The organism is Pseudomonas sp. BS3767, assembly GCF_900099665.1.
In the GTDB taxonomy this organism is placed as follows: domain Bacteria; phylum Pseudomonadota; class Gammaproteobacteria; order Pseudomonadales; family Pseudomonadaceae; genus Aquipseudomonas; species Aquipseudomonas cerasi.
In genome coordinates this window covers 18,066-39,283 of sequence record NZ_FNCX01000011.1, presented here as the reverse complement: position 1 = coordinate 39,283, position 21,218 = coordinate 18,066, and the positions used below count along the sequence as shown (strand labels likewise).

At 61.5% G+C, this 21,218-nt stretch carries 15 protein-coding genes; 3 read left to right on the top strand and 12 right to left on the bottom strand.

What is annotated here, in order from left to right; genetic code table 11:
* Nucleotides 1–32: 32 nt before the first annotated feature.
* Both BLR16_RS24715 and cra read right to left on the bottom strand, forming a co-directional pair.
* Entirely contained in the window at nucleotides 33–833 is an 801-nt protein-coding gene (locus BLR16_RS24715; protein WP_161437952.1) for a TatD family hydrolase, read from the bottom strand.
* Nucleotides 830–1,825, bottom strand: a complete 996-nt coding sequence (cra, locus tag BLR16_RS24710; RefSeq protein WP_003371318.1) for a catabolite repressor/activator — start codon at nucleotides 1,823–1,825, stop codon at nucleotides 830–832. The genes BLR16_RS24715 and cra overlap by 4 nt, the downstream gene beginning before the upstream one ends.
* 354 nt (nucleotides 1,826–2,179) lie before the next feature.
* Here cra and ptsP point away from each other — a divergent pair, with 354 nt between their 5' ends.
* Genes ptsP through BLR16_RS24695 form a run of 3 tightly spaced genes read left to right on the top strand, consistent with a single transcriptional unit; the run spans nucleotide 2,180 to nucleotide 7,746 of the window.
* Nucleotides 2,180–5,050, top strand: a complete 2,871-nt coding sequence (gene ptsP / locus BLR16_RS24705) for a phosphoenolpyruvate--protein phosphotransferase (protein ID WP_074809162.1) — start codon at nucleotides 2,180–2,182, stop codon at nucleotides 5,048–5,050.
* Nucleotides 5,050–5,991, top strand: a complete 942-nt coding sequence (gene pfkB / locus BLR16_RS24700) for a 1-phosphofructokinase (RefSeq protein WP_074809164.1) — start codon at nucleotides 5,050–5,052, stop codon at nucleotides 5,989–5,991. Before ptsP ends, pfkB begins: the two co-directional genes overlap by 1 nt.
* Before the next feature lie 12 nt (nucleotides 5,992–6,003).
* Nucleotides 6,004–7,746, top strand: coding sequence for a PTS fructose-like transporter subunit IIB (locus BLR16_RS24695; RefSeq protein ID WP_003430694.1), 1,743 nt, complete (start codon nucleotides 6,004–6,006; stop codon nucleotides 7,744–7,746).
* A gap of 39 nt (nucleotides 7,747–7,785) precedes the next feature.
* On the opposite strand, the gene BLR16_RS24690 is transcribed toward BLR16_RS24695, so the two are convergent.
* From BLR16_RS24690 to BLR16_RS24645, 10 genes are all read right to left on the bottom strand, one after another.
* Nucleotides 7,786–8,964: an acetyl-CoA C-acetyltransferase gene (locus BLR16_RS24690; protein ID WP_074809186.1), complete on the bottom strand. Its 1,179-nt coding sequence runs from the start codon at nucleotides 8,962–8,964 to the stop codon at nucleotides 7,786–7,788.
* 107 nt (nucleotides 8,965–9,071) lie between these two features.
* The gene (locus BLR16_RS24685) at nucleotides 9,072–9,938 is read right to left on the bottom strand and encodes an oxygenase MpaB family protein (protein ID WP_003430690.1); all 867 of its coding nucleotides are present in this window, start codon (nucleotides 9,936–9,938) and stop codon (nucleotides 9,072–9,074) included.
* Between the two features lie 226 nt (nucleotides 9,939–10,164).
* Entirely contained in the window at nucleotides 10,165–11,829 is a 1,665-nt protein-coding gene (gene pgi, locus BLR16_RS24680; protein ID WP_003371334.1) for a glucose-6-phosphate isomerase, read from the bottom strand.
* Nucleotides 11,830–12,082: 253 nt separating this feature from the next.
* Nucleotides 12,083–12,934, bottom strand: coding sequence for a pantoate--beta-alanine ligase (panC, locus tag BLR16_RS24675; protein WP_003430688.1), 852 nt, complete (start codon nucleotides 12,932–12,934; stop codon nucleotides 12,083–12,085).
* Nucleotides 12,931–13,731 (bottom strand): 3-methyl-2-oxobutanoate hydroxymethyltransferase, encoded by an 801-nt coding sequence (panB, locus tag BLR16_RS24670; protein WP_003371340.1) that lies wholly within the window; start codon nucleotides 13,729–13,731, stop codon nucleotides 12,931–12,933. The genes panC and panB overlap by 4 nt, the downstream gene beginning before the upstream one ends.
* A gap of 228 nt (nucleotides 13,732–13,959) precedes the next feature.
* Nucleotides 13,960–14,466, bottom strand: a complete 507-nt coding sequence (folK, locus tag BLR16_RS24665) for a 2-amino-4-hydroxy-6-hydroxymethyldihydropteridine diphosphokinase (protein WP_003371342.1) — start codon at nucleotides 14,464–14,466, stop codon at nucleotides 13,960–13,962.
* Nucleotides 14,459–15,862, bottom strand: a complete 1,404-nt coding sequence (locus BLR16_RS24660; protein WP_003345072.1) for a polynucleotide adenylyltransferase PcnB — start codon at nucleotides 15,860–15,862, stop codon at nucleotides 14,459–14,461. Before BLR16_RS24660 ends, folK begins: the two co-directional genes overlap by 8 nt.
* A gap of 698 nt (nucleotides 15,863–16,560) precedes the next feature.
* The gene (locus tag BLR16_RS24655) at nucleotides 16,561–17,994 is read right to left on the bottom strand and encodes a sigma-54-dependent transcriptional regulator (RefSeq protein WP_003430684.1); all 1,434 of its coding nucleotides are present in this window, start codon (nucleotides 17,992–17,994) and stop codon (nucleotides 16,561–16,563) included.
* 22 nt (nucleotides 17,995–18,016) lie between these two features.
* Entirely contained in the window at nucleotides 18,017–20,971 is a 2,955-nt protein-coding gene (locus BLR16_RS24650; RefSeq protein ID WP_092194496.1) for a sensor histidine kinase, read from the bottom strand.
* Complete coding sequence (locus BLR16_RS24645) at nucleotides 20,955–21,131, bottom strand: hypothetical protein (protein ID WP_002552060.1); 177 nt, start codon at nucleotides 21,129–21,131, stop codon at nucleotides 20,955–20,957. The genes BLR16_RS24650 and BLR16_RS24645 overlap by 17 nt, the downstream gene beginning before the upstream one ends.
* Between the last annotated feature and the right edge of the window lie 87 nt (nucleotides 21,132–21,218).

The following is a 21,218-nucleotide window of genomic DNA, read 5'->3' as shown; positions in this document are numbered from 1 at the left end:
CGATCCTGGCCGCACGGGTCAGGCAGGTGACATCAGGTGTGTGACAGGCGAGGCCAGTCGAACAGTTCGCAGGCGTTGTCCGTACTCGCTTGGGCCAGTCGCTGGGGGCTGATCTTCATCAGCTCCGCGATGGCCTCGCAAATGTCGGGCAAGTGCTGCGGGCTGTTGCGCTGGTAGGGATGCATGGCGGGCGCCATGTCCGGTGAGTCGGTTTCCAGCACCACGCTGTCCAGCGGCAGTTCGGCGATGACCCGATGCATGCGCAGTGCCTGCGGCCAGGTCGCCGCTCCGCCCAGACCCAGTTTGAACCCCAGTTTGATGTATTCGCGTGCCTCTTCGCGGCTGCCGGCAAAGGCGTGAATGATGCCGCTGCGTTTTGGTTTGTGGCGCTTGAGCGTCGAGATCACATCGGCATGGCTGCGGCGCACGTGCAGCAAGGCGGGCAGGTTGAAGTCCGCTGCCAGCTGCAATTGCGCTTCAAAGAGCGTCTGCTGACGCGCCTTGTCCGGGCGCTCTACGTAATAATCCAGACCGATCTCACCCACCGCACATAACTGCGGATGGCCTTTCAGGCGCGTCAGCCAGTTGCCCAGCTCGATCAGGTGTTCGGTACGGTGCTCATCGATGTACACCGGATGCATGCCGAACGCTGCGTGCAGGGCGGGGTTGGCTTCGGTCAGTTCCCAGAGCCGCTGCCAGTTACGCTGATACACCCCAAGCACCACCATGCGCTCAACGCCAAGCGTCAGACAGTTGTCCAGAACCTGAGCGCGGTCGGCATCGAAATCCGGAAAATCCAGGTGGGTATGGGTATCGATCAGCGTCACAGTCACGCCTCGTGAATACGTTGCTTGAAAGCCCTGGCAATCGCGTGCACGCCGGGCTGGTAATCGTCCTTCTCGATAGCGGCCAGCGCCAGTTGCAGGGCCTTGTCGGCGATCAACTGGTGTTGCTGGGCCATGGCGTTGACGGGCAACGGCAGAAAATCGAGCAACTGCGTATCGCCGAAGGTGCCCAGATGCAGTGGAGGCGATTGCAGCACCTGACTTTGCAGCACATCGAACACGCCTTGCAGCAACACATAAGACGTTGTGATCAACGCGTCCGGAAAATGCCCCTGGCGCTGTAGCAGTTCGGTCATCAAACGCTGACCACACTGACGGCTGAACGCTTCGCCGTGCTCGATGATGGTGGCGCCGGTAAACCCGTCGAGTGCATGTTCGAAGCCGGCTGCACGCGCGCGACTGATGCTCAGTTCAGGGCGTGCGCCGATCAGGGCGATATGTCGCGGTCGGGTTTGCAGGAGGCTGTGGGTCAGTTGCTGGCAGGCGTCATGGTCATCGCTGACCACCGAGCAGAAAAACTCGGGATTCATTTCCCGGTCGATGGCGATGATCGGCGTGCCCTTGAGCTGCAATTCCCGGTAACTGTCGTCACCGGTCGGCAGGCAGCTGGCCACCAGCAGCGCGTCGCAACGGCGGGCGCGGAACAGCTGCAACAGTTGCAGTTCGCTGGCGGGGTCGTCATCGGAGCTGGCGATCAGCAATTGATAACCGAGGCTGCGCGCGCCTTGCTCGAGCAATTTGGCAATGCGTGCATAGCTGGGGTTTTCCAGGTCGGGCAGGATGAAGCCCAGTGTCTTGCTATGACGGCTGCGCAGGCCCGCCGCTTGCGGGTTGGGTCGGAAGTCGTGCTGCTCGACCACGGCTTTGACACGCTCGACCGTTGCCGGACTGATGCGCTGTTTTTCGGCCTTGCCATTGATCACGTAACTGGCCGTAGTGACAGAAACACCTGCCAGACGTGCGATATCGCTCAGTTTCACCCCGGAATTTCCTTTTATTAGGTACGCGGCTCAGGACAATCGAGTTATTTTTTTCATGGCGCTGATCTTTACACCAGACCGTAGGAAATTCCCAAGTACTTCACGTATTTTGGGAATTGTCCCACAGTGATCGCGCCGTCCGGGCTTCAATGAATCCGCAGAATCGAGTAACGTGCCGGGCAATTCTAGATTAAACGATTCAGCACGCCTGTTGTCTGCTGCAATCGAGATGAAAGTGATGTCCGATACGATGCTCGGAAAGATATCACCCTCATCCCCCTAAGCTGTCGATCACGTGATCGTCATTAAAACAAGAATCAGGTGGCGCCTTGGCGCTGCACAGGAGTCAAGGCAATGCTCGAACTCACTCTGGAGCAAATATCCATGGCCCAGTCGGCTGTGGATAAAACTGCCGCACTTAAGCTGATTGCCGACCACCTGGTCGCTGATGGTCTGGTTGCCGAGGGCTACCTCACCGGGCTGATGAACCGTGAGCAGCAAGGCTCGACCTTTCTCGGCCAGGGCATCGCCATCCCACACGGTACACCCGAAACCCGCGACCTGGTGTTCACCACCGGTGTGCGTCTGATGCAGTTCCCCGAAGGGGTGGACTGGGGCGACGGACAAATGGTTTACCTGGCGATTGGTATCGCTGCCAAATCCGACGAGCACTTGCGTTTGCTGCAACTGCTGACGCGCGCACTGGGTGAAGAGGACCTCGGCCAGGCGCTGCGCGAAGCGAAGACCCCGGAAGACCTGCTCAAGCTATTGCAGGGCGCTCCGCAGGAACTGGCACTCGACGCCCAGATGATCAGCCTCGGCGTTTCGGCCGACGATTTCGAAGAACTGGTCTGGCGCGGCGCACGCCTGTTGCGCAAGGCCGACTGCGTGAGCAACGGTTTCGCCGCCGTGCTCCAGCAAGTGGAGGCGTTGTCGCTGGGTGATGGCCTCTGGTGGCTGCACAGCGAGCAAACCGTCAAGCGTCCCGGTCTGGCGTTCGTCACCCCCGACAAACCCATGCGCTACCTGGGTCAGCCGCTGACCGGTCTGTTCTGCCTGGCCAGCCTCGGTGAGGCGCATCAGGCGCTGCTCGAGCGTCTGTGTCTGTTGCTGATCGAAGGCCGTGGCCACGAGTTGGGTCACGCCACCAACAGTCGCGCCGTGCTGGAAGCGCTCGGCGGCGAACTGCCCGCCGAGTGGCCGACCCGGCAGATTCAGCTGGCCAACGCCCATGGCCTGCACGCTCGCCCGGCGAAGATACTGGCGCAGCTGGCCAAGGAGTTTGACGGCGAGATCCGCATGCGTGTGCTGGAAACCGGCGAAGCCGCCGTGTCGGCCAAGAGCCTGAGCAAGCTGCTCAGCCTCGGTGCGCGCCGTGGTCAGACGCTGGAATTCATTGCCGAGCCGAGCATCGCCGACGACGCGTTGCCAGCCCTGATCGCTGCCGTTGAGCAAGGTCTGGGCGAGGAAGTCGAACCCTTGCCTGCTGTCTCGCAGACCGAGGCTGCGCCAGCGCCGGCCCCGGCGGCTGCCAAACCGCTCAGCGCTCCGCCAGCAGGCAGCGTGTTGCAGGCCGTTTCTGCTTCACCGGGCATTGCCATGGGGCCGGCGCATATTCAAGTGCTGCAAAGCTTCGATTATCCCCAGCGGGGTGAGTCGGTGGCTGCCGAGCGCGAGCGCTTGCACAAGGCGATTGGCGAAGTGCGCAGCGATATCGAAAATCTCATTCAGCGCAGCAAATCAAAGGCCATCCGGGAAATCTTCATCACCCACCAGGAGATGCTCGAAGACCCGGAACTGACCAACGAAGTCGAGGTGCGCCTCAATAACGACGAAAGCGCGGCGGCTGCGTGGGCCACGGTCATCGAGACCGCTGCCGTTCAGCAGGAACAGCTACAGGACGCGTTGCTGGCCGAGCGCGCCGCAGACCTGCGTGACGTCGGTCGCCGCGTACTGGCGCAGATCTGTGGCGTCGAAACCGTTGCGGCCCCGGACGAACCCTACATTCTGGTGATGGACGAAGTCGGCCCGTCCGACGTTGCCCGTCTCGACCCGGCGCAGGTCGCCGGTATTCTTACCGCACGTGGCGGTGCCACCGCGCACAGCGCCATCGTGGCGCGTGCGCTGGGCATTCCTGCACTGGTAGGGGCTGGTGATGAAGTGTTGCTGCTCAAGCCGGGCACCGTACTGCTGCTCGACAGCCAGCGCGGACGGCTGACCGTCGCGCCTGACGAGGCGACTCTGCAGCGCGCAGTTCAGGACCGTGACGCGCGTGAGCAGCGTCTCAAGGCGGCAGCCGAAGCACGCATGGAGCCCGCCGTGACGCGCGATGGTCATGCTGTCGAAGTCTTCGCCAATATCGGCGACAGCACCGGCACACCGGCCGCCGTGGAGCAGGGCGCGGAAGGCGTCGGCCTGCTGCGTACCGAACTGCTGTTCATGGCGCATTCCCAGGCGCCCGATGAAGCTACGCAGGAAGCTGAATACCGCCGCGTGCTGACCGATCTGGGCGGGCGTCCGCTGGTGGTGCGTACGCTGGACGTCGGTGGCGACAAGCCGCTGCCTTACTGGCCGATCGCCAAAGAGGAAAACCCGTTCCTCGGCGTCCGCGGTATCCGTCTTACCCTGCAGCGCCCTGACGTCATGGAAAGCCAGCTTCGCGCCCTGTTGCGTTCGGCAGACAGCGGCCCGCTGCGCATCATGTTCCCGATGATTGGCACGCTTGAAGAGTGGCGTCAGGCGCGGGACATGACCCAGCGCCTGCGCGAGGAAATTCGGGTCAGCGACCTGCAACTGGGGATCATGATCGAGGTGCCATCGGCGGCGCTGATCGCTCCGGTGCTGGCGAAGGAAGTGGACTTCTTCAGCATCGGCACCAATGACCTGACGCAATACACCATGGCCATCGACCGCGGCCACCCGACGCTGTCGGCCCAGGCTGACGGCCTGCACCCGTCGGTGCTGCAACTGATCGACATGACCGTGCGCGCTGCGCATGCCAACGGCAAATGGGTGGGCGTGTGCGGTGAGCTGGCTGCAGACCCGCTGGCCGTGCCGATTCTGGTCGGTCTGGGCGTGGATGAATTGAGTGTTTCGGCGCGCAGCATTGGCGAGGTCAAGGCCTGCGTACGTGAACTGACCCTGAGCAGCGCTCAGCAACTGGCGCAAAATGCGCTAACGGCGGGCAGCGCCGCTGAAGTCCGCGCGCTTGTGGAGGCTGTGTAATGGCGAAGATTCTTACCCTGACCATGAACCCGGCGCTGGACCTGACTGTGCAGTTGGGGCAGTTGGAGCTGGGCCAGGTCAACCGCAGCACGGCGATGCTCACTCACGCCGCGGGCAAAGGCCTGAATGTGGCGCAGGTGCTGGCTGATCTGGGCCATGACCTGACCGTTGCCGGTTTTCTCGGTGTCGATAATCAGCAAGCGTTCGAGGCGTTGTTCGAGCGCCGTCAGTTCGTCGACGAGTTTGTCCGGGTGCCGGGCGAAACGCGCAGCAACATCAAGCTGGCCGAAGGCAGTGGCCGCATCACCGACTTGAACGGCCCGGGCCCACAGGTCAGTGAAGAGGCGCAGCAAGCGCTGTTCACTCGCGTTGAACAGATCGCTCAGGGTTTCGACGTGGTGGTCGTGGCGGGCAGTCTGCCGCGCGGTGTCACGCCGGACTGGCTGCAAAAACTGTTGCTGATGCTCAAGGACCTCGGTCTGAAAGTGGCGCTGGACAGCAGTGGTCTGGCCTTGCGTGCCGGTCTGAAGGCCGGGCCCTGGCTGATCAAACCCAATACCGAAGAGCTGGCTGATGCGCTCGACGCACCGATCATCTCCATCGCTGCACAAGCCGAGGCGGCTGCGCGTTTGCAGGCGCAGGGCATCGAGCATGTGGTGATCTCTCAAGGCTCCGAAGGCGTGCACTGGTTCAGCCCGAGCGTGGCACTGCATTCACTGCCGCCCAAGGTCACCGTGGCCAGTACGGTCGGTGCGGGTGACTCGCTGCTGGCAGGCATGGTGCACGGCTTGATCAGCGGTCAAGAGCCGCAGAAGACCTTGCGCACGGCCACAGCGATTGCCGCCATGGCGGTGACCCAGATCGGTTTCGGTATCACCGATGCCGCGCAACTCAAACGGCTTGAAGGCGGCGTCACTGTACGCAGCCTTTCAGAACAATAAGAGAGGATCGTCATGAAGTTAGCCATAGTTACGGCCTGCCCGAACGGCAAGGTCAGCAGCGTACTCAGCGCACGATTGCTCGAAGCGGCGGCCCTGCGCCAGGGCTGGGAAACCAGCGTCGAAATCATCGATCCCAATAAGGCCGATCAGCACTTGTCCGCTCAGGACATCGAAGCCGCCGATCTTGTCCTGGTGGTCAATACCGGTCCTGTGGACCTGAGCCGCTTTGTCGGCAAACGCCTGTTTCAGGATTCGCCTGCGCATGCGTTGCAGGATGTCGACAGTTTTCTGCAGCGCGCCGAGCGAGAAGCGCAGGTGCATGTGGCGTCCGAAGCAGCTGCGCCTCAGGCAAGCGGTGATACGGGCGCGCAACCGCGCATCGTTGCGATCACGGCTTGTCCGACCGGCGTCGCGCACACGTTCATGGCGGCCGAAGCGATCCAGCAGGCTGCCAAGCGTCTGAATTACGACCTGCAAGTCGAAACCCAGGGTTCGGTCGGTGCACGCAACCCGCTCAGCGCCAAGGCCATCGCCGATGCCGACGTGGTGCTGCTGGCGGCGGATATCGAGGTCAATACCGACCGCTTTGCCGGCAAGAAGATCTACCGTTGCGGCACCGGTATCGCCCTCAAGCAGTCCGAGGCGACCCTGAAAAAAGCCTTGGCGGAAGGGCAGGTGGAATCCGATGAGGCCACCGCCAAGTCACCCGCCAGACAAGAAAAGACGGGCGTCTACAAGCACCTGCTGACCGGCGTGTCGTTCATGCTGCCGATGGTCGTGGCGGGCGGGCTGTTGATCGCTCTTTCCTTCGTGTTCGGTATCACCGCGTTCAAAGAGCCGGGCACGCTGGCTGCGGCACTGATGCAGATCGGTGGGGAAGCGGCGTTCAAACTGATGGTGCCGTTGCTGGCCGGTTACATCGCCTATTCGATTGCTGACCGTCCGGGGCTGGCACCCGGCATGATCGGTGGTCTGTTGGCGAGTACGCTGGGTGCCGGGTTCATTGGCGGTATCGTTGCAGGCTTTCTGGCCGGTTACAGTGCTGCCGCGATCAACCGCTACGCACGTCTGCCGGCCAGTGTCGAAGCGCTCAAGCCGATTCTGATCATCCCGTTGCTGTCGAGCCTGTTCACCGGTCTGGTGATGATTTACGTGGTCGGCAAGCCGGTTGCCGGGATGCTCGAAGCGTTAACGCACTTCCTCGACAGCATGGGCACCACCAACGCGATCCTGTTGGGCGTGGTGCTGGGCGCAATGATGTGCGTCGACCTCGGTGGGCCGATCAACAAGGCGTCCTATGCGTTCTCGGTCGGTTTGCTGGCGTCCCAGAGCTACGCGCCGATGGCTACAGCGATGGCTGCCGGTATGGTGCCGCCCATCGGCATGGGCATCGCCACGATCCTGGCCCGCCGCAAGTTCGCCCAGAGCGAGCGTGAAGCAGGCAAGGCGGCGTTCGTGCTGGGGCTGTGCTTCATCTCGGAAGGTGCCATTCCCTTCGCTGCCAAGGACCCGTTGCGGGTGATTCCGGCCAGTGTCGTGGGTGGCGCGCTGACGGGTGCGTTGTCGATGTACTTCGGTTGCAAGCTGATGGCACCGCATGGTGGCCTGTTCGTGATGCTGATCCCCAACGCGATCAACCATGCGCTGCTTTATCTGGTGGCGATCATCGCCGGCAGTGTGCTGACCGGCGTGATCTACGCGCTGATCAAGCGTCCGGAGCCTGCTGACATGGAAGTGGCGCCCGCAGCCGCCTGATGATGCAAGGCGCGGGCTGTCCCGCGCCTTCTGCCTGCCCTAGCGCTCCAGCGCCAGGGCAACCCCCTGACCACCACCGATGCACAGCGTGGCCAGGCCCTTCTTCACATCGCGCCTGATCATCTCGTGCAGCAGTGTCACCAGCACGCGGCAGCCCGACGCGCCAATGGGGTGGCCAAGGGCGATAGCGCCACCATTCACGTTGAGCTTTTGCGGATCCAGCCCCAGCTCCTTGCCCACCGACAGGGACTGTGCGCCAAAGGCTTCGTTGGCTTCGATAAGGTCCAGTTCGGCCAGCGACCAGCCAGCCTTGTCCAGGCAGCGACGCGTGGCACTGACCGGCCCGATGCCCATGATGGCCGGGTCGACACCGGCGTTGGCATACGCGGCGATGCGCGCCAGCACCGGCAAGCCCAGTTGCTCGGCCTTGGCGGCACTCATCAGCATCACGGCGGCAGCCCCGTCGTTCAGCGACGAGGCATTGCCGGCGGTGACCGTGCCGTCCTTTTTGAAGGCGGGGTTGAGCTTGGCCAGGGTCTCGGCGGTGGTGCCGGCGCGGGGCTGCTCGTCTGTTGCAAAGGACAGCGGATCACCCTTGCGCTGGGGGATCAGGATTGGCGTGATCTCATCGGCGAAGCGTCCGGCTTCAATCGCAGCCATCGCCTTTTGCTGAGACAAGGCGGCGAACTCGTCCTGGGCTTCACGACTGATATCGTACTGCTGCGCGAGGTTCTCGGCGGTGATGCCCATGTGGTAATCATTGAATGCATCCCACAGGCCGTCAGTGATCATTGTATCGACCATGCTGGCGTGGCCCATGCGCAGACCGGTACGCGCGCCCGGCAGCACGTAGTTGGACAGACTCATGTTTTCCTGGCCGCCGGCGATGATGATCTCGGCGTCGCCGCAGCGGATCGCCTGGGTCGCCAGGTGCAGGGCCTTGAGGCCGGAGCCGCAGACCTTGTTCAGGGTCATGGCCGGTACCGAGAAGGGCAGGCCGGCCTTGATGGCTGCCTGCCGCGCCGGGTTCTGACCAGCGCCTGCGGTCAGCACCTGACCCATGATGACTTCATCGACCTGCGCGCCGTCCACGCCGGTGCGGGCAAGCAGTTGACGAATGACCGCTGCGCCGAGGTCGACTGCGGCGACAGAGGCCAGTGAGCCCTGAAAGCTGCCCACGGCGGTACGGGTGGCGGCGACGATAACGACGTCGAGCATGGTGCTGATCCTCATTGTTATTGAGCGCTCATGGTGGCACAGATAGGCAGGCAGGTTCCAACCGTGAACCGCTCGGTCACGGTTTGCCGCAAACCGTCACGTATGGTTCAAACGTCCATGCGGCGCCTGGCACGTTGCGCCGATCCGTCGCGTACGGCCCAGCGCAGAATGGGCGCAGTACTGTTGACGCCCAGGTGGATCATCCGGCGTTTGAAGGGGCTTTGCGTGATGTCGAGCATGTCACTGGCCCAGTCCGGCAGCAGATCGATACCGGCGCGCATCATCAACACGCCAAACGGCTTGGCCAGCCAGTTGGGGGCAGGCGCGTCAAGCAGCAGGCGCAGCACTTCACGGCTGCGCGCGTCACAGACCAGTTGGCCACGAATGTCTGCCAGATAGTCAGCGATGGCCTGATGCGAGCGTGGAACGTTGCGTGCACCGAGTCGCTCGGCAACCAGCGCTGTTTCAGCGTAATACGCGTCCTGATCGGCGAGCGACATATCCGGGTTGAGGTAGCGCAGATGGGCTGCGAGAAAGCTGCTGACTTCAGCCACATGCACCCAGGTCAGCAAATCCGGATCGCTGGCGGCATACGGCCGACCATCGGGCGCGGTGCCGACGATGTTGAGGTGAATGTTGCGGACCTTGTCGATCAGCCAGTTGGCATCTCGCGTTGAGCCATAGGTGGTGCCGGACAGAAACTGCCCGGTACGGCGCAGGCGGCCGAGCATGTCCTGACGAAAGTTGGAGTGGTCCCAGATGCCCGCCAGTGCCAGCGGGTGCAAAGCCTGCAGCATCAATGCGCTGATGCCGCCGACCAGCATGCTGGTGAAATCGCCATGCACCTTCCAGCACACCGCCTGAGGGCCAAACAGGCCCGGATCGCCCTTGGGGCTTTCCAGATCAAGTTGACCCAGCGCCAGGCCGGTAAGGCTGATGACCTGGGTTTCGATGCGGGTGCGGATGAATTCCATGTCGTGCTCAGGGCATCGGGGGAGGGCGTGGATAAAACTGACTGAAGCTCTCATGCCAAGCGCGCAGCGCTCACTGTGATGCACAAGTCCAACTGACTATCGTGCCGACGCTTCGCGTCGGCATGCAGTTCTGGACGCTTTGCGTCCTTTTTGTGACGCAGAGCGTTACGAACGGCATTCCCACGCGGAGCGTGGGAACGATGGTCATAACCATGAGAGGGACAAATCAGCCGCGGTGACGGCCGCGGAAGTAGTTGATCAGACCTTGGGTCGATGCATCGTCAGCCGGCTCTTCGGTGCCGCCGGTCAGGCGCTGGTAGACCGCCTTGCCCATTTCCTTGCCCAGCTCCACACCCCATTGGTCAAAGGCGTTGGTGCCCCAGATCACGCTCTGCACGAACACCTTGTGTTCGTACATGGCCACCAGCGCGCCAAGACGACGCGGGCTGATGCGCTCGACCACCAGCGTATTACTCGGACGGTTGCCGGGGATGACCTTGTGCGGTGCCAGCTTCTGCACCTCTTGCTCATCCATACCCTTCTCGCGCAGTTCTGTTTCGGCTTCTGCGCGGGTCTTGCCCATCATCAGTGCCTGGCTTTGCGACAGGCAGTTGGCGTACAGCCACTGGTGATGGTCGGCAACCGGGTTGAAGCTGACGATCGGCACAATGAAGTCGGCCGGAATCATCTGCGTGCCCTGGTGCAGCAACTGGTGGTAAGCGTGCTGACCATTGGCGCCCACGCCACCCCAGATCACCGGCCCGGTATCGGTCGACGTCGGCGTACCGTCCTGACGGACGCTCTTGCCGTTGGATTCCATGTCCAGTTGTTGCAAGTGCTTGGTGATGTTACGCAGATAGTGATCGTACGGCAGGATCGCGTGGCTTTGTGCGCCCCAGAAATTGCCGTACCAGACGCCCAGCAAGCCCAGCAACACCGGCATGTTCTGCTCGAACGGCGCGCTCTGGAAATGCTGGTCCATGGTGTAGGCACCGGACAGCAGTTCCTTGAAGTTGGACATGCCGATGGCCAGCGCGATAGGCAGACCGATGGCCGACCACAGCGAATAGCGACCGCCGACCCAGTCCCACATCGGGAAGATGTTTTCTTCACGGATGCCGAAGGCCACGGCCGCCGCGTTGTTGCTGGACACCGCGATGAAGTGGCGATGCAGTTCGACTTCCGAGCCGCCCTGCGCCAGGTACCAGGCACGTGCAGCCTGAGCGTTTTTCAGGGTTTCCAGCGTGTTGAAGGATTTCGACGAGACGATGAACAGCGTGGTCTCGGCACGAATCTTCATCGACAACTCGTGAAACTCGCTGCCGTCGATGTTGGCCAGGTAATGGCAGCGGACACCCTTGTGCGCGTAGGCCACCAGCGCTTCGGAGACCAGCTCCGGACCGAGGAACGAGCCGCCGATGCCGATGTTCACCACGTCGGTAATCGGTTTTTCGGTGTAACCGCGCCACAGGCCGTCATGGATGCGGCCGACCAGTTCGGTCATCTGATTGAGTACGCGGTGTACGTCCGGCATCACATCGACGCCGTTGACTTTCAACTTGTCGCCGACCGGACGGCGCAGAGCGGTGTGCAGAGCAGGGCGGCCTTCGGATGAGTTGACCAGCTCGCCGTCATACTGAGCCTTGATCGCCTCCTTGAGGCCCACTTCGCCAGCCAGGCTGACCAACAGGTCGCGGGTCTCGGTGGTGATCAGGTTTTTGGAATAATCGAGAAACAGGCCAGCGCTGCTGAGGGTGAATTGGCTGAAGCGCTGCGGGTCGGTGTTGAACGCTTCGCGCATGCTGAAATTCTGCATGGCCTGGCGGTGTTTGCTCAACGCTTGCCAAGCGGGCAGAGCGGTCACATCGGAAGGAGTGCGGTAGTACGCCATCGCTGCGGGTTTCCTTTAACTGGTTCTGTCTTTGGATATTGTTGGAGCGAGGTCGCAAGCTTTCTCACGGGCTACACATCGCAGACTACCCTTCGCGTACCTGTTTGTCTGCGCCTCGCCTTACATGACCCCGGTACTTTTTCGCACACAGGCAACCGGGGTTTTGTCTCGAATACTGTCGGCTGTGGTTCAGGCAACCTGTACCGGTATGGCATTACCGGTGTGTCTTAGTTCATTGCCTGCGCACATCCTGTCAGCTTCTGGTCAGGTGCAGGTTATCGATCAAGCGGGTTTTGCCCAGGAATGCCGCTGCGAGGATGACCAGGTCGCGATTCTCGGCAGTCGTCGGACGCAGGCTGGTGGCATCGCGTATCTCCAGATAGTCGATACGAAAACCGGCGGCCTCCAGTTGCTGCCTCTTGCTCGCCAGCAGCGCATCGAAATCCTGCTCGCCGGCCCTGATCGCGTCGGCGGTCTGGCGAATCGCCTGATACAGCGCGGGTGCCGCGGCGCGCTGATCGTCGCTCAGATAACCGTTGCGCGAGGACAGCGCCAGGCCATCGTCGGCACGTACCGTCGGCTCGCCGATGATCTGGATCGGCATGTTCAGATCACGGACCATGGCCCGAATCACGGCCAGTTGCTGGAAGTCTTTTTCACCAAAGATCGCCAGGTCAGGCTGCACCATGTTGAACAGCTTGCTGACCACGGTCGCGACACCTTCGAAATGGCCGGGGCGGCTGGCGCCACACAGGCCTTGCGACAGGTGCGGCACGCTGACCAGCGTCTGGTCGGCCATGCCGTGCGGGTACATTTCCTCCACGCTTGGCGTGAACAGCAGGTTGCAGCCGGCCTGCAGGAGTTTTTCCTGATCGGCAGCCAGCGTGCGAGGGTAGGTGGCCAGGTCTTCGTTGGGACCGAACTGCAGCGGATTGACGAAAATGGTAGCGACCACGAAATCGGCACGCTGCGCCGCCTTGGTGACCAGCGCGGCGTGGCCGCTGTGCAGGTTGCCCATCGTCGGGGTCAGCGCGATGCGCTTGCCTTCGCTGCGTGCCCGCGCAACAGCGGCGCGCAGGTCCTGTACGGTTTTTACTGTGTTCATGCCGAGAATCCGTGTTCAGTGGCCGGAAAGCTGACGTCTTTGACTGCGGCCACGTAGGCCCGGATAGCCGACTGGATGTCGGGCTGGCCGGTCATGAAATTTTTCACGAACTTGGGCACGCGCCCGGTGATGGACAGGCCGAGCATGTCGTGCAGCACCAGGACCTGACCGTCGGTAGCGCTGCCTGCGCCAATGCCGATGACCGGGACCTTCACTGCCTGGGTGATTTCCTCAGCCAGTTCGCTGGGTACGCACTCCAGCAGGATCATCGCTGCGCCCGCCTGTTCCAGCGCGATTGCATCGGCGCGCATCTGCCTGGCCTGCGCCTCCAGCCGACCCTGAACCTTGTAGCCGCCCAGCACGTTGACGGCCTGCGGGGTCAGGCCCATGTGCGCGCACACCGGAATGCCGCGCTCGGCCAGCAAACGGATCGACTCGGCCAGCCATGCAGCGCCTTCGACCTTGATCATGTGTGCGCCCGCCTGCATCAGCGTTGCGCTGTTGATCAGGGTCTGTTCCAGCGTTGCGTTGGCCATGAACGGCAGGTCGGCGAGAATCATCGCGCCCTGGTTGCCGCGTTTCACACAGGCAACGTGGTACGCCGTTTCAGCCGTGGTAACAGGCAGGGTGCTGTCGTGACCCTGCAGGACCATGCCCAGCGAGTCGCCTATCAGCAGCACTTCGACACCCGATTGGGAGGCCGTGTGGGCGAAAGTTGCGTCGTAGCAGGTCAGCATGGTGATTTTCTCACCCTTCTGCTTCATGGCCAGCAGCGACGTAACGGTTATGTTCGGCATGTAAAGTCCTCCATCAGGCGCTGTGAAGACGGGTGCTCAGCGCGTGAGAGTCATCCTGGAAAAGCAGGCACACCGTCGTATCGCGGTGTTTTGCAAAGGCCTGTTTCGCGCCCGTTCGCCTGTGGTGTGGCGGCGGGAGGCCTATCTTCGTGAGGAGGGGGCGTGAAGTCAATTGAAGGTGTTACCTGTGCGTCCGACCGGTTACACCGGTGCGGTGACAGACAGGCTTCATGCCTCGGCAGGCAGACGCTCAAGACCTGTGAACGGGCATTCATCAAGCAGGCGATTCAGTGGGCGCCCGTCGGCCAGTGTCAGCTCTGGAGCCAGCTCTGCCAGTGGGTACAGCACGAATGCCCTGGCCTGCATGTGGTAATGCGGCACTTTGAGGCGTGGTTCGTCAATCAGACGGTCGCCGAACAGCAGAATATCGAGGTCCAGCGTGCGCGGCCCCCAGCGTTCATGGCGTTCGCGGCCCTGATCCAGCTCAATGGCTTGCAGCGCATCAAGCAGCGTCAGGGGGGGCAGAGCGGTGTCGATTGCCGCGACGGCATTGGTGAAGCGCGGTTGGCCTGGCAGTAGCGAGTCGCTGATATAGAAGGACGACACGCCGCTCAAGTGACAACCGGGCAACTGCGAAATGGCTTTGAGGGCGCTGCGCAATTGTTCGGCCGGGTCAGCCAGGTTGCTGCCCAGACCGATATACACGCGTTCAGTGGCCAACAGCGGTTCACTCACCGCTTTGCGCCTCGCCCGTGGTGCGCTTGCGTTTGGCGCCGCTGTTACGACGACGCTTGCGCGGGGCTGTGCCCGCCGCTTCAGGCTTGTTGCTCAGGTCGCGAATCATGTCGCGGCGTTCGCTGTCGTTGCAGTCCTGATAATCGGTCCACCACTGGCCCAGACCATCGGTCTGCTCGCCGGCTGTTTCACGCAACAGCAGGAAGTCGTAGCCCGCGCGGAACCGCGAGTTGTCGAGCAGCAGGTCGGCGCGTTTGCCCGAACGGCGCGGCAGGCGCTCCTGCATGTCCCAGATCTCGCGGATCGGCAGGGTGAAGCGCTTGGGAATCGCGATGCGCTGGCATTGCTCGATGATCAGTTCGTGAGCGGCTTCCTGCATCGCTGCAATCGGCGGCATGCCACGTTCCTGAGCGCGCAGCACCTTGGCTGGCAGCGCAGGCCAGAGCAGGGCAGCAAACAGAAACGCCGGCGTGACCGGTTTGTTCTGCTTGATGCGCAGGTCGGTATTGATCAGCGCATTGCTGATCAGCGTATGGGTGTAGGTCGGGTTGTATTCCAGGGCCTTGGAGCTGGCCGGGAACAACGGTTCGAACAGCTCCAGGTCCACCAGCATTTCAAAGGTGGGGGCGGCGTGCCCGGAGAGGAACAGTTTGAGCACTTCTTCGAACAGGCGGGCCGACGGAATGTCACGCAGCATCGGCGCCAGTGCGCGGATAGGTTGAGCGCTGTGCTTCTCGATGCCGAAGTCCAGCTTGGCCGCGAAGCGCACGGCACGCAGCATGCGCACCGGGTCTTCTTTATAACGCTGCTCCGGATCGCCGATCAGGCGGATCAGGCGATTGCGGATGTCATGCACGCCGTTGGCGTAATCCAGAACGCGCTCGCTGACCGGATCGTAGTAAAGCGCGTTGATCGTGAAGTCGCGACGCTGGGCGTCTTCTTCAAGTGTGCCGTATACGTTGTCACGCAGGATGCGTCCGCTTTCATTGCGCGAGGACTGGTTGCTGTCCTCTTCTTCGTCATCCTGAGGATGATTGGCGCGGAATGTCGCCACTTCGATGATTTCGCGACCGAAGTGGATGTGCACCAGCTTGAACCGACGACCGATGATCCGCGCGTTGCGGAATTCGGCACGCACCTGTTCGGGCGTGGCGCTGGTAGCGACGTCGAAATCCTTGGGCGTGATGTTGAGCATCATGTCGCGTACGCAGCCACCGACCAGATAGGCCTGGTAGCCGGCATTCTGCAGGCGCTCGACGATATTCACGGCATAGCGGCTGAACTGACTGCGTTGCAGCGAATGTTGGCTGCTATTGAGCACTTCAGGCGTGGTGCGCGTGTGTTGCTGCGGTTTGCGCAGTGGGGAACGAAATGACTGGAACAACTTCTTCAGCATGGGATGCACTGTTTGAAGGAATATTCGGCCAAAAACGTGGAATGACCGCATGATGGGCGGGGATTCTAGCATTTAGTCGAGTGATGGTGTAGGAAGCTGTCGCGGAAGGGTAAGCGATGGCGCGGATCAAGGCGGGGAAGCTACTGGGGGAGCCGAAGCTCCCCCAAAGTGTGTGCTCTTTATTATTGTTTTCTGCCTGGGCTTCTTGTTTTTGTTGAGTGCCCATTCACGAGACTTGCGTCTGTGAAACCTCCCAATCGGGAGTCAAGAGCAAACGGATTGCTTTGGTCGCTGCGTTGCAATGATCATTCGATCCAACCAGTTCAGGCGCTACCTAAGGGTAGTTTTTGTTGTTCTCGGCCTGGTTGCGGGGCAAGCCCCCAATACAACTCCTCTCCAAAAGAATCAGTTAGCTGCGCCTCCGCCGTGTTGTTCTTGTTATGCGTGAGTCGATTCGTATTGTTTTTATTATGGGTGTCGTACGGCTTGTTGTTCTTCTTGTACCAAGCATATAGCAGAAGCTGTGCCAACTTTGACCAGGCCCCGTAAACCGGGCCTTTGCGGGCGAAAGGCCGTTCGAGTGCGCACAAAAAAGCCGGGCCTGCGTTACCGTAAGACCCGGCTTTTGTTACGTGAAGCGCGTGAGGTAACAGTTTGTCCCCGCCCTGCGCACCGCGTGCCAGAGCCTTGGGCTGATTTTATGTCTCGTTGGCGACGCCCTTGCGACGCGGGATACCCAGACGCTGACGGCGCTCCCACAGACATTTGCGACTGACACCCAGTTTGCGCGCCAGCTCGGTCTCAGTCATATGGTCCTGATGCTCCAGAACGAAGTGCTGAAAATAGTCTTCGAGCGACAGGTCTTCGGCGGGCTCGTTGCCCGTCGAGCCAGAAGAGCCCGGCAACGGCGCCATGCCCATGTATTCGTCGTCATCCAGCCCGTCGAGCTCAATGTCGATACCCAGCAGGTCAGCGGTGATTTCCGGGTTCTCGCACAGAATCACCGAGCGTTCCACGGCGTTTTCCAGCTCGCGTACGTTCCCCGGCCAACTGTAATGGCGGATAGCCTGTTCCGCGTCATGTGCAAATTTGAGGTCGTCGCGCCCGACCTTGCTGCTCTGGCGAGCCAGGAACGCACGGGCGATTTCCAGGATGTCGCTGCCACGTTCCCGCAGCGCCGGGAGTTTCAGGGCGATGACGTGCAAGCGATAGAACAGGTCTTCACGAAACTCGCCATTTTTGGCCAGCGTTTTCAGGTCCCTGTGGGTCGCGGCAATCAGGCGTACGTCGACCTTTTGCGACTGCACCGAGCCGACGCGCCGAATTTCGCCCTCTTGCAATACGCGCAGCAGGCGAGCCTGGGCTTCCAGCGGCAGTTCGCCGATTTCATCGAGAAACAGCGTGCCACCGTCAGCGGCCTCAACCAGACCTGCACGGCCTGCGCTGGCTCCGGTGAACGCGCCTTTCTCGTGACCGAACAGTTCGGACTCGATCAGCGATTCGGGAATGGCCGCACAGTTGACGGAAATCATCGGCGCCTTGGCGCGGCGTGAGAGATTGTGCAGGGCGCGGGCGACCAGTTCCTTACCAGTGCCTGATTCCCCTTGAATCAGAACATTGGAATCAGTCGGGGCGACTTTGCGGATCTTGCTGTAGAGATCGAGCATGGGCGGGCATGAGCCGATGATGCCGATCTCGCCATTATGGTTCTGTGCCGGGCCTTTTTCAGCGCTGCTGGTTTTGGCGGTGGCGTTGCGCTCGTCCTGAAGGTGCTTGACCGTCTGTCGATCACGCAGGATCCGCGAGACTGCCTGGAGCATTTCATCGTGATCGAAGGGTTTGGCGATGTAGTCCACCGCGCCCATCTTCATCGAGTCGACCGCCGAGCGCAGGCTCGCATAACTGGTCATGATCAGCACCGGTTTGCCTTCGCCGAGCTTGATCAGCTCGGTGCCGGGCGCGCCAGGCAGGCGCAGGTCGCTGACGATCAGATCGAACGACGGGATGCTGAAGCGTTCCTGAGCCTCTTGAACGGAGCCGGCTTCACTGACTTCATACTGGTTGCGTTCAAGCAGGCGACGCAGGGCTGAGCGGATAATCGTTTCGTCTTCGACGATCAAAATATGCGGCATTGATTCAGTTCTCTCGACGGTCTCAGTTCGCGGTGGACGTCGCGTCGACATGGCGTGGCAAGGTCACCCTGATTCGGGTTCCACGCTGCTGCTCGGGATCGGCCGGGCTGTCGATAGTGATTTGTCCATAATGCTCTTCAACGATGGAATAGACCAGCGCCAGGCCAAGTCCGGTTCCCTCGCCAGGGTCCTTGGTGGTGAAGAACGGCTCGAACAATCGGTCCATGATTGCCTTTGAAATCCCACTGCCTTCGTCTTCGACGATCAAGTCCACAGTGTGCTCGGATACTTCGCTTCTGACCCTGACTGCACTGCCTGCCGGGGAGGCATCGCGGGCATTGGAGAGCAGATTGATCAACACCTGCGCCAGCCGCTGCGGATCGCCGACAGCCCAGTGCTCAGGGTTGCACAGGTTGTAGAACTGTACTTCGAAATTACGCCGGTTCAGCGCCAGCAGACCAATAGCATCCTGAGCCACCACGGCCAGACAAACGGCTTCGTCGCTATGTTGATGGGCGCCCGCGTGGGCAAAGCTCATCAATGACTGGACGATGCGCGATACGCGCTTGGTCTGCTCGAGGATCTGGCTGCTGATTTCCTTGAGCTCGCCGTCCTCTTCGCGTTCTTCGCGCAGGTTCTGGGCGAGGCAGGCAATACCGGTGATCGGATTGCCGATTTCGTGCGCCACACCGGCGGCCAGTCGGCCAATACTTGCCAGACGTTCCGAGTGCACCAGCTTGTCTTCGAGCATTTGCGTATCGGTCAGGTCTTCGACCAGCACCACCAGGCCGCTGTTGCCCGGCGCCAGGGGCTCGTTAATGGCTGCCTTGTGCAGATTGAGCCAACGGGTCTGGCCGTCCAGACCGAGCTTCTGCTTGTGCAAATGCTCATCGGGCAGGCTGGTAAAACCGGTCAGCAGGCCCTTCCACGGCTCGGCAATGGTTTCCAGTCGCGAACCGACCACGCGCTGGGCGACGATTCCGGTCAGTTCTTCCATGGCCCTGTTCCACATCAGGATCTCCTGATCTTCGGCCAGCGAGCAGACGCCCATCGGCAGTTCCTGAAGGGTCTGGCGGTGGTAGCGGCGCAAGGCATCGAGTTCGGCGGCAAGACCGGTGAGGCGCGAGTGGTAGTCCTCAAGCCGGCTCTCAATGAAATGTATGTCTTCGGTGACGTATTTTTCGCTGCCCGATTTGTACGGCAGAAAGGTTTCCACCATGTCCTGCGCTACGCTGGGGCCCATCAGCCCGGACAGGTTGGCTTCGATGCGGTCGCGCAGGCGGCGCAGGGCATAGGGGCGGCGCTCGTCGAAAGGCAGGTAGAGATCGCGCAGCGCTTGCTCGACCTCCTTCTGCGCGGCTTTCGCGCCCAGCGGTTTGGCCAGTTGGGTGGCGAACTCCTGCGGCGAGATGGCATGCAGTTCACGGCGTTGCGGGCGGCGTACGTTATCGACCGCGCAGGCCTCGGCAGCCCCGGCTTCTTCAGGGCTGGCATTGGTGAACAGCGAGATCAGGGTGAACAGCAAGACGTTGGCGGCCAGCGAGGCGATGGCTGCCATGTGCCAACTGGTGTCGTCCAGCACATAGATCATGTTCAGCCAGGGAATATAGAAGCCCTGCAGGTTGCCGATCAGCGGCAACAGCATGCTGACCGCCCAGACCGAAATGCCGGCCAGCAGCCCGGCGATGAAGCCGCGCCGGTTGGCGGTCGGCCAGTACAGTACCGACAGCACACCCGGCAGGAATTGCAGGGTCGCAACGAAGGCGACGATGCCCAGATTGGCCAGATCCTGCTGCGCGCCGAGCATCAGATAGAAGCCGTAACCCAAGGCGATGATCGCCACGATCAGTCCGCGTCGCGTCCACTTCAGCCAGCGGTAGATATTGCCCTCGGCGGGTGGCTGATACAGTGGCAGCACCAGGTGATTGAGTGCCATGCCGGACAACGCCAGCGTGGTGACGATGATCAGCCCGCTGGCCGCCGACAGCCCGCCGATATACGCGAGCAGGGCCAGAGACTTGCTGTTGGCGGCGATCCCGATGCCGAGCGTGAAGTATTCCGGGCTGGTGGTGGCGCCGAGCTTGAGGCCTGCCCAGAGGATCAGCGGTACTGCGAGGCTGATCAACAGCAGAAACAGCGGCAGACCCCAACTGGCGCTGACCAGCGAGCGCGGGTTGAGGTTTTCCGTGAAGGTCATGTGGTACATGTGCGGCATGACGATGGCCGAGGCGAAGAACACCAGCAGCAGCGTGCGCCACGGGCCTTCCTGCAAAGGCGTGTGCAGCGAGGCGAGGGCGGTCTGGTTCTGCAGCAGCCACAGTTCCAGTTGTTGCGGGCCGTCGAACACGCCATACAAGGCGTACAGACCGACGCCGCCCAGGGCGATCAGCTTGATCAGCGATTCAAAGGCGATGGCGAACACCAGGCCCTCGTGTTTCTCGCGCGTGGCGATGTGCCGTGAGCCAAAGAAAATCGTGAACAGGGTGATCAGTGAGCAGAACGCCACTGCGACCCGGTCCTGCACCGGCTCGCGGGTCAGAATGCCGATGGAGTCGGCGACCGCCTGAATCTGCAAGGCCAGCAGTGGCAGCACGCCGATCAGCATGAATACGGTGGTCAGCGCGCCGGCCCAGGTGCTGCGAAAACGAAAGGCGAACAGATCGGCCAGTGATGACAGCTGGTAGGTGCGGGTAATTCTGAGGATCGGATAAAGCAACACCGGCGCGAGTAGGAAGGCCCCGGACACCCCCAGATAACTGGACAGAAAGCCGTAGCCATACTGATAGGCCAGACCAACCGTGCCATAAAACGCCCAGGCGCTGGCGTAGACACCCAGTGACAGGGTGTAGGTCAGCGGGTGACGAATGATCCAGCGCGGAATCAGACCGTGTTCGCTGACCCAGGCCACACCGAACAGCACCAGCAGGTAGGCGGCGCTGACCAGCAGCATCTGCGTCAGACTAAAGCTCATCGGCATCTCGCTGGCTCTGCAGAATGAACGTCACCACAATCAGGATCAGCCACAGCATGTAGGGTCTATACCAGGCACCGGTGGCATCGATCCACCAGTCCATGATGGCTGGAGAGAACAGATAAATGCCGACCACCAGAAGCAAAACCAACCGGTATATGTACATCTGGTCTCCCTGCGCTGGTAGATGAGGAGCGGCATGTTAACGGATGCCGGATAACCTGCAAGTATCCTTGCGTCGCAGTTTGCGGCG

Coding starts and splice junctions, on each gene's coding strand:
- BLR16_RS24645 (WP_002552060.1), bottom strand. CDS start 21,131: ATGTACATATACCGGTTGGTTTTGCTTCTGGTGGTCGGCATTTATCTG.
- panC (WP_003430688.1), bottom strand. CDS start 12,934: ATGAACACAGTAAAAACCGTACAGGACCTGCGCGCCGCTGTTGCGCGG.
- BLR16_RS24695 (WP_003430694.1), top strand. CDS start 6,004: ATGAAGTTAGCCATAGTTACGGCCTGCCCGAACGGCAAGGTCAGCAGC.
- BLR16_RS24655 (WP_003430684.1), bottom strand. CDS start 17,994: ATGCCGCATATTTTGATCGTCGAAGACGAAACGATTATCCGCTCAGCC.
- ptsP (WP_074809162.1), top strand. CDS start 2,180: ATGCTCGAACTCACTCTGGAGCAAATATCCATGGCCCAGTCGGCTGTG.
- pgi (WP_003371334.1), bottom strand. CDS start 11,829: ATGGCGTACTACCGCACTCCTTCCGATGTGACCGCTCTGCCCGCTTGG.
- BLR16_RS24650 (WP_092194496.1), bottom strand. CDS start 20,971: ATGCCGATGAGCTTTAGTCTGACGCAGATGCTGCTGGTCAGCGCCGCC.
- BLR16_RS24690 (WP_074809186.1), bottom strand. CDS start 8,964: ATGCTCGACGTCGTTATCGTCGCCGCCACCCGTACCGCCGTGGGCAGC.
- BLR16_RS24685 (WP_003430690.1), bottom strand. CDS start 9,938: ATGGAATTCATCCGCACCCGCATCGAAACCCAGGTCATCAGCCTTACC.
- BLR16_RS24660 (WP_003345072.1), bottom strand. CDS start 15,862: ATGCTGAAGAAGTTGTTCCAGTCATTTCGTTCCCCACTGCGCAAACCG.
- pfkB (WP_074809164.1), top strand. CDS start 5,050: ATGGCGAAGATTCTTACCCTGACCATGAACCCGGCGCTGGACCTGACT.
- panB (WP_003371340.1), bottom strand. CDS start 13,731: ATGCCGAACATAACCGTTACGTCGCTGCTGGCCATGAAGCAGAAGGGT.